Source organism: Asanoa ishikariensis (assembly GCF_900107455.1).
GTDB lineage: Bacteria > Actinomycetota > Actinomycetes > Mycobacteriales > Micromonosporaceae > Asanoa > Asanoa ishikariensis.
In genome coordinates, this window is sequence record NZ_FNQB01000010.1 from 1 (window position 1) to 12,504 (window position 12,504).

The following is a 12,504-nucleotide window of genomic DNA, read 5'->3' on the forward strand; positions in this document are numbered from 1 at the left end:
CGGACTTCCGGTTTTCTCGGCCTGGGTGGCCCAACCCGACGAGGCCTAGCCAAAGATTTAGCTGGTCGGTGTCGCGACTACGGCTACGACCTATCGCCGCCCGCGCCCTCGCTCGTTGCGAGCGCCCCGCCAGGTCGCGAACAGGGCGCTGGCAACGCCCGCGACTGCCGCCAGCGCGGCCGGTCCGGCGACAAGATAGATCACGCCACAGAGGACCAGAATGGTGGCGAGCCCCAACAGCTCGATCATCACGGTGTTCATGGAACCACTACACCGGACCTCGAAGCCCGCTCCCGCAGCCGACGAACGAACCCGCAGAGACTCGATGCGGCGCCGGACGGGCGGCCTTCGACATCGTTCGGAATCCTTCAGCGTCGTAACATGAGGCGCTCCACCGAAGACTGCCGGGGGGCCGTCGATGGCAACGCATGAGCGCGCCGACGAGCCGGTCAGCGAGGGATACGGCCAAGAGCTCGCCCGCTTCGCCGCGGACCTCACGACCTTGCGGATCGAGCAGGGCAAACCATCGCTACGGGACATCGCACGGCATGCTCCGGCCGCTCGGCCACTGTCCGAGTCCGGTGTCAGCGAGGCACTGGCAGGCCGGCGGTTGCCCAGCATCGACTTCCTGATGGCGTTGGTCAAGACCTTGCTGCTGCTCGGCGACGTCCAGCGCAGACAACCCGCCGAGGACGATCCGCGTCTCGATCACTGGCGGCAGCGGTGGGGCCAGTTGCAGCGTCTGCACGCTGACGAACATCGGACCCGGCTCGCAGCGCCAACAGCGCTCACCGAAGCCGAGAGTGCTGATCGGTCGGCGCTTCAGAAAGGCAAGCCGCTGCGCTGCTTCGTGGCCATGCCAGGCGAGAGCATGGGTGCCACCTCGGTCTGGGACGACATCACAGCGATCCGCGAGCGTCTGCTCGAGCCGGTCGCCCGGTCCATCGAAGAGCAGACCAACCGCCAGGTCGCTGGGCCAGTCGCGACAACGTGACGATCGTGATCTGCCAGGACCTCGCCGACGTTCGCTTCAACCCACTGGTAGTGCGGGTCATCGAGTACGGCGAGGACAAGATCGCCGAGTCGGTGCGCCGGATCGCGCAAGCCGCGCTCGAAGGCCTCGAGAGTCCGGAATTCGTGGACAGCCCGGTGCGCGACACGGCGCCGGCCGTATCCGTCCTGCGCACCGATCTCGACGAGATCCGGCAGGAGCGCGCGGCGCTGACCGAAGAGCTGGTCCGAATGCGCCAGCAACTCTCCGAAGACCTGCTCGACGCGGCGCAGAACGCCGCGAGCTCTCGACGCCGGGTCATGCTGCTGGAGCAAGCCGTCGAGAACAACCCGGCGAGTTGGCGGGCGCATTTCGAACTGGGCTCGATCTTCCGCCGGGAGGGTAAGTACGCCGAGGCCGTGCAGGCGCTGCGGATCGCCACCGAGCTGCGACCCGACATGGCACCGGCCTGGCGGGAGCTCGGCACAGCGCTGGGCAAGATTTCCACCTCGATGGACGAGGCCACCGCGGCTTTCGAGCGAGCGCTGGCGCTCGACGATCGCGACGCTGAGACGTGGGCGACCCAGGGCGGCCTGCTGCGTCGGCTGGCCCGGACCGTGACACCCGGCACCCTGGACTAAGGCTTTCTCCATCGGGCGCTCACCTGTTACCGACGTGCGTCCGAGATCGCGCCGAACCAGCTTTATCCCATGATGAACGCCGCTCGCATCGAGCTGCTTCTCGCCGGGTTGAGGCGGGCCAGCACGGCACCCGCTCGCGCACGGATCGAGAAGCTCGAACACCTGGCACGCTTCGCCGTCTACAGCAGCGAGGCAGACCCGTGGGCCGCGTTCGACCTCGCGGACACGCTCAGCCTGACCGGCCGGGCCGAGGAGGGTCTGGCCGTCCTGCGGGAGGCGTCCGGCCTGTGCCCGCCGGACGAGCGAACCGCCATTCTCAAGACCGTCGCCGAGCCGATGAACGACTCGTTGACAGTTTCGCCAGCCCTCGAGCCGCCCGTCACCGCCGCCCTGCGCGAGGCGGTCGAGCTCTGCAAGACGCTGGCGTTCCAGGGATGAGCCCGAGGCCGTCGCGCGCCTCGAGGCGGTGGCTGGCCCTGGTGTTGCGCCGCGCGGTCGGCGTGGTCATTGCCGGACCGCACGGCGCGAGCGCGCTGGGAGTTCTCTTACTGGAGGTAGCCCTCGACCTCGGAGACCGGCTCCGCGTTGATGGCGTCCGGGTCGGCGCCCGCCGCGCGCGCGGCTCGGCGTCGGCGGAGCAGGTCCCAGCACTGGTCGAGTGACTCCTCCAACTGGCGCAGCCGGGTGCGCTCGTCGTCCGAGGAGATCTGGCCGGATTGCACCTGAGTGCGGAGTTGGTGTTCCTCCTGGACCAGGTCGTTGATCCGGGTCAGCACGGTCTTGTCGTCCATGCATCGAGCCTTGCACAGCGAAGGGCCCCCTGTGGTCCAGGGGGCCCTTCGAGGTGATCAGAGCGTCTAGCTCTCCAGCATCTTGCGCAACACGAACTGCAGGATGCCACCGTGCCGGTAGTAATCGGCCTCGCCAGGCGTGTCGATGCGCACAACCGCGTCGAACGAGACGCCCGTGTCGGTCGTCACCGAAACCGTGCGCGGGGTGGACCCGTCGTTGAGCGCCTCGACGCCCGCGAACTCGAAGGTCTCCGTGCCCGTCAGGCCCAGCGACTCGGCCGTCTGGCCCGCCGGGTACTGCAGCGGAAGCACACCCATGCCGATCAGGTTCGAACGGTGGATCCGCTCGTACGACTCGGCGATCACCGCGCGCACGCCCAGCAGCATCGTGCCCTTGGCGGCCCAGTCGCGCGACGAGCCCGACCCGTACTCCTTGCCGGCCAGCACCACCAACGGCACACCCGCGGCGACGTACGCCTCGGAAGCCTCGTAGATCGTGGTCTGGTCACCGGTCAGGTGGTTGACCGTCACGCCGCCCTCGACGCCCGGCACGAGCTGGTTGCGCAGCCGGATGTTGGCGAACGTGCCGCGGATCATCACCTCGTGGTTGCCGCGCCGCGAACCGTACGAGTTGAACTCGTGCCGCTCCACACCGTGCGAGGCCAGGTACTTGCCCGCCGGCGAGTCCGCCTTGATCGCGCCGGCCGGCGAGATGTGGTCGGTCGTCACGGAGTCGCCGAGCTTGGCCAGCACCCGCGCGCCGTGGATGTCCGTGACGGGCTGCGGGTCGCGCGCCATGCCCTCGAAGTACGGAGGCTTCCGGACGTACGTGGATGAGGCGTCCCAGGCGAACGTGTCGCCGCTCGGGGTCGGCAGGCTCTGCCAGGCCTCGTCGCCGGTGAACACGTCGGCGTAGTCGCGGGTGAACATCTCGCTCGCGATGGCCCGGCCGATGACCTCTTCGATCTCGACCGCCGAGGGCCAGATGTCGCGCAGGAAGACCTGCTCGCCGTCGGCGCCGACCCCGATCGGCTCGTTGACCAGGTCGATGTCCATCGTGCCGGCGAGCGCGTACGCGACCACCAGCGGCGGCGACGCCAGGTAGTTCATCTTGACGTCGGGGTTGATCCGGCCCTCGAAGTTGCGGTTGCCGGACAGCACCGAGACCACCGACAGGTCGTGCTCCGCGACGGCCGCCGAGATGGTCTCGGGCAGCGGGCCGGAGTTGCCGATGCACGTCGTGCAGCCGTAGCCGACCAGGTGGAAGCCGAGCTTCTCCAGGTACGGCGTGAGGCCGGCGCGCTCGTAGTAGTCCATGACGACCTTGGAGCCCGGCGCCAGCGTGGTCTTGACCCACGGCTTGCGGTTGAGGCCCTTGTCGACCGCGTTGCGGGCCAGCAGCGCCGCACCGATCATCACCTGCGGGTTGGACGTGTTCGTGCAGGAGGTGATCGCGGCGATCACGACCGCGCCGTGGTCGAGCTCGAACTCGGTGCCGTCGTCACCGACGACCTTGACCGGCTTCGAGCTGCGCCCGTTGGCGCCGCGCGCGGCCGACTCGTAGTCGCGCGGCTGGTCGGCCGGGTCGTCGTGGTCGTTGGCCGGCGGGTCGCTGGCCGGGAACGACTCCTCGGACGCCTCGTCAGCCGCCCCGGTCGCCTGCACGTAGTCGGTCAGCACCGAGCGGAAGATCGGCTTGGCGCTGCCCAGCGGCACCCGGTCCTGCGGGCGCTTGGGGCCGGCCAGCGACGGCTCGATGGTGGCCAGATCGAGCTCCAGGCGCTCCGAGTACGCGGGCTCGCGCTCGGGGTCGTGCCAGAGGCCCTGCTCCTTGGCGTACGCCTCGACGAGCGCGACCTGCTGCGCGTCGCGGCCGGTCAGCTCGAGGTAGTTGATCGTCTCTTCGTCGATCGGGAAGATCGCGATAGTCGAGCCGTACTCCGGGCTCATGTTGCCGATGGTGGCCCGGTTGGCCAGTGGCACCGCGGAAACGCCGGGGCCGTAGAACTCGACGAACTTGCCGACCACACCGTGCTTGCGCAGTTGCTCGGTGATCGTCAGGACCAGGTCGGTCGCGGTGGTGCCAGCCGGCATCTCGCCGGAGAGCTTGAAGCCGACGACCCGCGGGATCAGCATGGAGACCGGCTGGCCGAGCATCGCGGCCTCGGCCTCGATCCCACCCACACCCCAGCCGACGACGCCCAGGCCGTTGACCATCGTGGTGTGCGAGTCGGTGCCGACGACCGTGTCCGGGTACGCCTGACCGTTGCGCTCCATGATCGTACGAGCCAGGTATTCGATGTTGACCTGGTGCACGATGCCGGTGCCCGGCGGGACGACCTTGAACTCGTTGAACGCGGTCTGGCCCCAGCGCAGGAACTGGTAGCGCTCGCGGTTGCGCTGGTACTCCAGCTCCACGTTGCGGGCGAACGCGTCCTCGCGGCCGAACAGGTCGGCGATCACCGAGTGGTCGATGACCAGCTCGGCGGGCGCCAACGGGTTGACCTTGGTGGCGTCGCCGCCCAGCTCCTTGACCGCCTCGCGCATGGTGGCCAAGTCGACCACGCAGGGCACGCCGGTGAAGTCCTGCATCAGCACCCGGGCCGGGGTGAACTGGATCTCCACGCTCGGGTCGGAGCTCTCGTCCCAGCCGGCCAGCGCGCGGATGTGGTCGGCGGTGATGTTGGCGCCGTCCTCGGTCCGGAGCAGGTTCTCCAGCAGGATCTTGAGGCTGTAGGGCAACCGTTCATGCCCGTCGACCGTCGTGATCTTGAAAATTTCGTAGCTCGCGTCGTTGACGCGCAGCTGGCTCTTCGCACCGAAGGTGTCGAGGCTCGCCACGTCTTACTCCTTCTCCGCCTGTTTCGCATCAGTCTTTCGCAGCAGGCTGCGCTCGCCGGGCTTAGGTTCGGCTAACCGGACGCAAGTAAACCGTACGTCCGTCTTGTTTTCCGGTCAACTCCGCGCCACGCTGGTCCGCATGATCCATCACGTGCAGATCGCGTGCCCCAGGGGCACCGAGGATGTCCTTCTTTCGTTCTACTCCGGTGTGCTCGGTCTCGCCCAGAAGCCGAAGCCTCCTGCGCTGGCCGGTCGAGGCGGTTGCTGGTTCGTCGGTCGCGGCATCGAGCTGCACCTGGGCGTCGAAGAGCCGTTCGCGCCGGCCCGAAAGGCCCATCCCGGGCTGCTGTGGGAGGGTCTGGACGCTTTGGCGGTTTCGTTGGCCGCGGCGGGCCACGACGTCGTCTGGGCCAACGACGAACTGCCCGGCTTCCGGCGGTTCCACACGTTCGACCCGCACGGCAACCGCCTGGAGTTCCTCGAACCCACCGCGTGAACTGAGCGTGGCGGGGCGGTGCTAAGGTGCGGCGCGTGACCGACGTGCACCTTCAGCCGCAGCCCCGGATCGACGTCCTGGTGACGGACTTCGAGACCGAAGACCGCCGGCTGCGCACCGACTACGCGGGCGTGGCCTACCTCGGCGACGAGCCGGACGAAGAGACCGGTCTGATGAGCGGCGCGTACGCCAAGCGCCCGGTCGACACCCGGCTGTTCCTGCCGGACACCCACTGGTACGACGCCGAGCAGCTCGAGAGCGTCGAGGTGCAGGTGACGGCGGGCGTGCTGCAGGTCGCTCCGACCGAGCGTGGCACGCAGGGCCTGCTCGGCGGCATCACCGCCCCCGAGGTCGAGTTCTACGAGCACCCCGGGGACGACGAGGGCGTCGGCGTCTGCCTGTGGATCCGTGGCGAGATCCTGTCCAACGTCGCGCTGTCGTACCGCGTGACGCTCGTCTGTGACCCGAGCGCCGTGCAGCGCAAGGGCGCGAGCGAGCTCGAGGAGCTGCCGGCGGTCAGCTGACCTCCTTGGCTTTCTCGCGGAGCTTCGTCTTGATCTCGTCTGGCGTGTAGTTCCGGCGCTTGCGCTCGGCCCGCGCCACCACCACCCCGGTCGCGGCCACTCCGACCAGCCCGGCAACGCCCAGCACCTTCCACCATCGCATTCCACATAGGGTAGAGGCATGGCCATCACCCTGGACGCGGCGGTCGAGCTGACCCGGACCGGAGATGTGTGGCTGTTCCGCGGCAGCTCGGTGCCCGACCGAGCGATCCGGCTCGCCACCAACAGCCCCGTCAACCACGTCGGCATGTCGGTGGTGATCGAGGACCTGCCGGCGCTGATGTGGCACGCCGAGCTCGGGCGCTCGCTGCGCGACCACTGGACGGGCACCTTCCAACGCGGTGTGCAGTTGCACAACCTGCGCGAGGCGGTGCTGGTCTGGGCGCGTCGCTACGGCCAGCGCGCCTGGTTGCGGCAACTCCAGACGCCGGTGTCGCCGGAGATGGAGAACGCGGTGCTGCGCACGATCGCCCGCCTGGACGGGACACCGTTCCCGTCGACGACCCGGCTGGCGTGGCGCTGGGCCCGGGGCCGGGTGCCGGACCTGCGGACGGGTTTCTTCGCCGGAGACGCGCAGGCGGCCGGGGCGCCGCCTGATGCTCGGCTGGAGACCGCCTACTGCGCTGAAGTGGTCGCCGTGACGTACGAGGCGATGGGCTTGTTGCCGGCCGGCCGGCGACCCAACTGGTACGACCCGGGCCGCTTCTGGAGTGGTGACGACCTGGTGCTGGAGGGCGGCGGCCAACTCGGCGAGGAGATCGCCGTGGAGATCACGTAGCTTTGGTCGAGTGACCCGTCTTCCTGGCCTGGTGCTGACCGACCACACGTTCACGGTCCCCCTGGACCACGCTTCGCCGGGCGGCCCGACCATCTCGGTCTTCGCCCGCGAGGTGGTGGCCACAGACCGGGCCGGCGACGACCTGCCGTGGTTGATCTTCCTTCAGGGCGGCCCCGGCTCGAAGTCCCCGCGGCCGTCGGGCCCGAGCGGGAGCTGGCTGGGCCGGGCGCTGAAGACGCACCGGGTGCTGCTGCTGGACCAGCGGGGCACGGGCCGGAGCACCCCGATCAGCGCGCGAACGGTTCGCGGCATGAGCAGTTCTTCTCTAGCGGCCTACCTCCGATTCTTCCGGGCGGACAGCATCGTCCGCGACGCGGAGCTGATCCGGCGCGCGCTGCTGGGCGACGGCGTGCGGTGGGAGACGCTGGGCCAGAGCTATGGCGGCTTCGTGACGCTGACCTACCTGAGCCTGGCGCCGGAAGGCTTGCGTTCGTGTTACGTGACGGGCGGACTGCCGGGCCTGACGGCGACGGCCGACGACGTCTACACCCGCACGTACCCGCGAGTGGCAGCGAAGAACGCGGCCCATTACGCGCGCTATCCGGAGGACGTGGCCGCGGTATCCCGAATCGCCGACCACCTGGCGTCGTCGCAGGTCCTGCTGCCGGACGGCGACCGCCTGACGGTGAACCGCTTCCGCTTCCTGGGCAGCGCCTTCGGCATGGGAGACGGCTACGAACGCCTGCACTGGCTGCTGGACGACGCCTGGCACGGCGCGGAGCTCTCGGACCTGTTCCTGCACGAGGTGATGACGCGCACGGGCTTCATCGACGCGCCGTTGTACGCGCTTCAGGAGTACTGCTACGGCCAGTCGGGCCACCCGACCCGCTGGGCAGCGGACCGCGCGATCCAGACGCGCCCGGAGTTCGCCACGGACGCGACACCGCTGCTCTTCACGGGCGAGATGATGTTTCCCTGGATGTTCCAGGACATCGCAGCGCTGCGGCCCTTCGCCGGGGCCGCCGACCTGCTGGCCGAGGCTGACGACTGGCCGGACCTTTACGACCTGCCGCGCCTGGCGTCGAACGATGTCCCGGTGGCGGCGGTCGTCTACTTCGACGACATGTACGTGGACGCGGAGCTCTCGCTGGCGACGGCGGGCGCGGTGGGCAACACCCGAGCATGGGTAACCAACGAATACGAACACGACGGCGGAGCCGTCTCCCAAGGCAAGGTCCTGTCCCGCCTCATGGACATGGCCGCGGGCCGCATCTAACTCTTTGCCGCCTCGCGTTCTTTCTAAGGCCGCAAGGCAGCGAGGATGCGGGTCACCAAGGCCTCTGGGTCTTGTTGCCCGTCAAGCTCGAGGAGCCGTTTCTCACCTTCGTAGAAGGTCAGCACCTGCCTGGTCTGCGACGCGTAGACGGCCAGGCGTTGGCGGATAACATCGGGCCGGTCGTCGTCACGCTTGCCGAGCGTGCCCTGACAGCGGTCGCACGTTCCTGGCTTTTCGGGCGGGCGTAGCGTGACGTGGTACACGGATCCGCATGTTTCGCACACCCGCCTCCCGGCCAAGCGTTGCTCGATCACATCCGTGGGCACGACAAGATTCACGACCAATCCCAAGGGCGCCTCACCCCTGGACGCCAGGAAGTACTCGAACTCTTTGGCCTGCTCGACGGTACGAGGAAAGCCGTCAAGAACGAAGCTGCGGGCGCGGCTGCGGCCCCAGATCTTAGCGATTTCGTCCATGACTATCCGTAAGGGAACGAGTCGACCCTCTCGCAGCGCGGCGGCCACCACCGCTGCTCTCGGATCGTCAGACTTCGCCAGCGCCCTGAAGTGATCGCCCGTCGCGACGTATCGCGAGTGTCGAGCGTCTGCGAGCAGTTCCCCGGCTACGACGCCCTTGCCAGCGCCAGGAGGCCCGAACAACGAGATCCGGACGCCCATTCGCCGTACCCGGTCGATCGCGTCGATGAACGCGTCTCCGGTGGAGGTGATCTCATACTTGAGGTTTTCGTCCGGGCTTTCGTGCCTGAGCGCCAGTTCCGGGTATCGCTTCAGCATCTTGTTGACGTTGTTGTGGCGTACGGACCGATCCGGCATCATCGCCTCGATTTCCTGGGTCGTCAGCGGCCGGCCCGCTTTCCGGAGAACCGCCAGGGACCGGTACAACTGGCTGCGCTTCGGGTTCAGGCGATGTCCGACCAGGCTCACACCCTTTGCCTGCCGGTTGTCCAAGCCGAGCACGGTGGCGACCTGCCCCTGGTACTCGTGCTCGTCGCCCACATTGGAGATTCGGACGTCGGCGAGCTCGTCGACCACCCGCAGCAGCCCAAGGGTGTGTTGCCGCTCGTTCTCCCGCTCGAACTCGTCCAGCGATCCCAGTGGCTTGCGCGCACCCCGACGCAGGTAACGGTCGTAGCGGACCCGAAGCGGCGCCTCGATCGATACGACCTTTACGTTCGGGTAGTTTTGTCGGAAGTGCTCGATCTCTTCTATCGCGCGGAATCCGGTGATGACGATGCCGGGCTCGAAGGAGCTTTTGCTCGGTAAGTATTCCCGCGCGATGTATCGCGCCACGACATCGAAGCCTTCGTTGTGCAGGAGGTCGTGCGCGAAATCCGATACCTCCTCGTGTTCCATGCCCTGTTGTTCCCGCAACACCCGCACCACCGACGAGGCATCCACAAAATGCCATTCGAGGAGTTGCTGGACGTAGGTGCCAAACGTCGACTTCCCAGCGCACGTAGGCCCGACTACGAGCAGAATTTCGGGATTGGGCTTTGGGAACAATCCGGGCTGAGTCTCCCTTGTCCCGGTCCGTCGCGAGAACACTGGTTGAGCCGCGTTGAGCATAAGTGCGTACTCCTCAAGCCTCGCGGTGAGACTGAGAAGTGCCTTTACTCTGAAGTCGACTGCCAGTGACTCCTCGAAGGACATCTCAGACAGGGTTTCAGATCTGCCGTCCGGAATCAGCCAGGCGCTGAAGTTGTCGGGGGATAGCCAAGGGTAGGCCTCATTGATGTCGAATGTGGCCGGAGACTGTGCGACGACGCCATCGGTCCGACCGTAAAAGAAGATCGGGTCTCGAAGGCCGGGGACGGACAATCCGATGCACGACTTGACGACGGCGCGTCGGTCCGACATCGCCTTGAGTTTCTCGTCAAGCTCTCGAAATGTCGTCTCGGCAAACCACTCTTTCGCGCGTAACCCAGGTTCTTCGCGGCCGTGGCTCAAGGCCTCGATCCTGATCGACGTGTCTTCGATGAAGAACATCGAACGCGACCCGCCACCGCGATGCTGTATTTCCTTGATGGCCCTCCGCAGGAGGTCTTCGACGGTGCCGTCGTAGCTTTCGTCATAGGGGCGCGAGTCGTTCTTCCGATGGGTCAGCCGGAGACCAACGCCCTGGAAGACGGCCTGCGCCTGGCGGTACTTGGCGCCGCTGGACGTGAAAAAGGCCACCATGGGTCGACGTTCACCCTGAAGGAATATCGGCCGCGGAACGAGCCTGGTCATGAGACTGTGTACCCTTCGTTGGAACCCTTGGCCCTGTTGAAAAGCTTCACCCCGACCTCGGCCAGGGCGCTGTCGTCCAGCGGTCCATCGCTGATCGCGTACACGACCGGGCCCATGCTGGACATGCCGACGCACGGCACGTGATCTCGCAGTCTTGCGATGAGGTCGCGCAGGGCGGAGGGCTGGGCCGCTATCTCGCGAGCTTTAAGGCCGAGTTGCGAAAAACGATCGATAGCACGCCCGAAAGAGTCAATGTCGGCGTCGATGACCGCTGGAAGAATATCCTGATAGGTCAGTGCGATCTGCTCCAGCACCTCCATCCTCGGGATGGGCGTCACCTGATCGAAGAAGGCCGCCTCGGCCGAGCCGAACATTCGCCGGCCGGCCGGCAGAAACAGTGACACCTCCCAGGACGGGGGTATGTCGACCCGCCGCACGACCGTTGGAATGGAAGCCGGCCGTTGTTGGGCGGACGGACGCAGCGGATGTCTGCCCAAGCGTCCGGCGTCCGCGATCAGTCCACCCGAGAAGAAGCCGTGGATCCCTGTGCCGCTGGCGCCGCCACGGCGGCTGTAGGACTGGATCGCATCGTCTGGGACAGTCACGCCGAAGAGCCGGGCCGCCGCGATCAGCGAACTGAGCACGAGTGAAGTCTTGGAGCCAAATCCGACATGCTCAGGTGGGCACGAGATGATCTCGACCCGCACTGGGGGTAGCCCAATGTCCGCCATGAGGTCGCCAAGCCGTTGCCGGATCAATTCTCGCGTTTCCGGTCGCACGTCGGCGCCGGAGACCCACGTGGCGTCAGCGGGTTCGACCCGGACCTGGGTCGACGGGTCGGTGATCATTAGGCCGATGCCACCGAACGTTCGACTTGTCGCGTGCCCCACGTCCAGCAATCCTATGTGGAGACGAGCGGGCGCGCTAACGACGACCGCCTGGGGCATCAGCTCTCCACCGGCTTGGAGAACTTGTCCCAGACCTCGTCGAAATGTTGTTGGAGTTGATCAAAGAGGATCGCGCCACGCCGCACCCTGAAGGTCGCCGTATTGCCGCTCGCCCGGCCGACAAAGTAGGGGCCCCAGAAGATGTCGTTGTCGATGCGAAAGATGTTGATCATCGGGCAGCAGGTATAAAGTCGCAAGGAAAGCGTTGGGCTGCCTTTGCCGTAATGTTGTTGAAACTGGGTGGCAAACTCGCGAATCTCGCCGGCTATCGTGCCGACCGACTGACCTTCCTCTTTGTCGCGCTGTGCCGCGAGCGGCGAGTCAGGGTCGAGAAGGAGAATCCTGATCGTCGTCTTCTGGGAAAGCGCGCCCAGTTCGGCGATGTAATCTCTGCGGAAGTCTTTGAGCCCGAAACCGATGATATCGATCTTTGAGTTGGCCCGGGCCAGCCTGGAGGCGTACTCGCCTCGGATCTGGGCCGCCCGCCGGTCGTATATCCGGTGCAGACCGAAAACGTTGAACATCTCTAGGGCTTCGCGCGCGGTCTCAGTTCTGATCAGGTAGATATAGATAACGGCGCCGGCCGCTCCGGTGGCGATCAGCGACGTTCCTATTGCCGTGGCGACGGGTTTATTGATCATCGTGATGATCGCGCCAACGGCAACGATGAGTGCGTGGACCAGGTAGTACACAATGGTCATGGAGCGGGTCCGGATGGAGGTGACTTCAACTGTCATTCCTGGTTTGCTCCTTCCTGTGCGACAACCTGTCCGACGACCGCGACGGACTAAGTTTGCGGTCCGAACGCATGCCGAGGGAAGATCCCTGACCCGCGAATGGATCTGACGGTCTAAAGGATCAAGAAGGAGCGGAGCTTTATTCGGCGGCCTCGTCGGGCTTGACGACCCAGGCCGAGGGGACCGGAAGCCCC

At 66.6% G+C, this 12,504-nt stretch carries 14 protein-coding genes; 7 read left to right on the forward strand and 7 right to left on the reverse strand.

The window, feature by feature from the left end:
- Positions 1 to 90 precede the first annotated feature (90 nt).
- Positions 91 to 261, reverse strand: coding sequence for a hypothetical protein (locus tag BLV39_RS43515; protein WP_176985365.1), 171 nt, complete (start codon positions 259 to 261; stop codon positions 91 to 93).
- A 157-nt stretch (positions 262 to 418) separates the two neighbouring features.
- On the opposite strand from BLV39_RS43515, the gene BLV39_RS42045 reads away from it, so the two are divergent.
- The 3 genes from BLV39_RS42045 to BLV39_RS42055 all read left to right on the forward strand — a co-directional run bounded on the left by BLV39_RS42045 (position 419) and on the right by BLV39_RS42055 (position 2,070).
- A complete protein-coding gene (locus tag BLV39_RS42045; protein ID WP_090805186.1) occupies positions 419 to 994 on the forward strand; it encodes a hypothetical protein in 576 nt (191 codons plus the stop codon).
- Entirely contained in the window at positions 991 to 1,632 is a 642-nt protein-coding gene (locus BLV39_RS42050; RefSeq protein ID WP_090805189.1) for a tetratricopeptide repeat protein, read from the forward strand. Before BLV39_RS42045 ends, BLV39_RS42050 begins: the two co-directional genes overlap by 4 nt.
- A 69-nt stretch (positions 1,633 to 1,701) precedes the next feature.
- The gene (locus tag BLV39_RS42055; protein WP_090805192.1) at positions 1,702 to 2,070 is read left to right on the forward strand and encodes a hypothetical protein; all 369 of its coding nucleotides are present in this window, start codon (positions 1,702 to 1,704) and stop codon (positions 2,068 to 2,070) included.
- Positions 2,071 to 2,177: 107 nt separating this feature from the next.
- On the opposite strand, the gene BLV39_RS42060 is transcribed toward BLV39_RS42055, so the two are convergent.
- Together BLV39_RS42060 and acnA are read right to left on the reverse strand one after the other, a co-directional pair.
- Positions 2,178 to 2,423: a DUF2630 family protein gene (locus BLV39_RS42060; RefSeq protein ID WP_090805195.1), complete on the reverse strand. Its 246-nt coding sequence runs from the start codon at positions 2,421 to 2,423 to the stop codon at positions 2,178 to 2,180.
- 66 nt (positions 2,424 to 2,489) lie between these two features.
- Positions 2,490 to 5,264, reverse strand: a complete 2,775-nt coding sequence (gene acnA, locus BLV39_RS42065) for an aconitate hydratase AcnA (RefSeq protein ID WP_090805198.1) — start codon at positions 5,262 to 5,264, stop codon at positions 2,490 to 2,492.
- A 139-nt stretch (positions 5,265 to 5,403) separates the two neighbouring features.
- Between acnA and BLV39_RS42070 the strand changes: the two genes are divergently transcribed.
- Positions 5,404 to 5,760: a VOC family protein gene (locus BLV39_RS42070; protein ID WP_090805201.1), complete on the forward strand. Its 357-nt coding sequence runs from the start codon at positions 5,404 to 5,406 to the stop codon at positions 5,758 to 5,760.
- Positions 5,761 to 5,795: 35 nt separating this feature from the next.
- A complete protein-coding gene (locus BLV39_RS42075) occupies positions 5,796 to 6,284 on the forward strand; it encodes a hypothetical protein (RefSeq protein ID WP_090805204.1) in 489 nt (162 codons plus the stop codon).
- On the opposite strand, the gene BLV39_RS43520 is transcribed toward BLV39_RS42075, so the two are convergent.
- On the reverse strand, positions 6,277 to 6,426 hold the full coding sequence (locus BLV39_RS43520; RefSeq protein ID WP_176985366.1) for a hypothetical protein: 150 nt from the start codon (positions 6,424 to 6,426) through the stop codon (positions 6,277 to 6,279). The genes BLV39_RS42075 and BLV39_RS43520 overlap by 8 nt on opposite strands.
- Before the next feature lie 18 nt (positions 6,427 to 6,444).
- Between BLV39_RS43520 and BLV39_RS42080 the strand changes: the two genes are divergently transcribed.
- Both BLV39_RS42080 and BLV39_RS42085 read left to right on the forward strand, forming a co-directional pair.
- Positions 6,445 to 7,101 carry a hypothetical protein gene (locus BLV39_RS42080; protein WP_090805206.1) on the forward strand — a complete coding sequence of 219 codons (657 nt, stop codon included), beginning with the start codon at positions 6,445 to 6,447 and terminating at the stop codon, positions 7,099 to 7,101.
- A 10-nt stretch (positions 7,102 to 7,111) separates the two neighbouring features.
- A complete protein-coding gene (locus tag BLV39_RS42085; RefSeq protein WP_090805209.1) occupies positions 7,112 to 8,377 on the forward strand; it encodes an alpha/beta fold hydrolase in 1,266 nt (421 codons plus the stop codon).
- A gap of 23 nt (positions 8,378 to 8,400) precedes the next feature.
- On the opposite strand, the gene BLV39_RS42090 is transcribed toward BLV39_RS42085, so the two are convergent.
- From BLV39_RS42090 to BLV39_RS42100, 3 genes are read right to left on the reverse strand one after another with little or no spacing between them, the layout of a single operon-like run.
- Positions 8,401 to 10,575, reverse strand: a complete 2,175-nt coding sequence (locus BLV39_RS42090; RefSeq protein ID WP_176985367.1) for a nucleoside monophosphate kinase — start codon at positions 10,573 to 10,575, stop codon at positions 8,401 to 8,403.
- 47 nt (positions 10,576 to 10,622) lie between these two features.
- On the reverse strand, positions 10,623 to 11,573 hold the full coding sequence (locus BLV39_RS42095) for a beta-ribofuranosylaminobenzene 5'-phosphate synthase family protein (protein ID WP_090805214.1): 951 nt from the start codon (positions 11,571 to 11,573) through the stop codon (positions 10,623 to 10,625).
- On the reverse strand, positions 11,573 to 12,310 hold the full coding sequence (locus tag BLV39_RS42100; protein ID WP_090805217.1) for a hypothetical protein: 738 nt from the start codon (positions 12,308 to 12,310) through the stop codon (positions 11,573 to 11,575). The genes BLV39_RS42095 and BLV39_RS42100 overlap by 1 nt, the downstream gene beginning before the upstream one ends.
- Positions 12,311 to 12,504 lie beyond the last annotated feature (194 nt).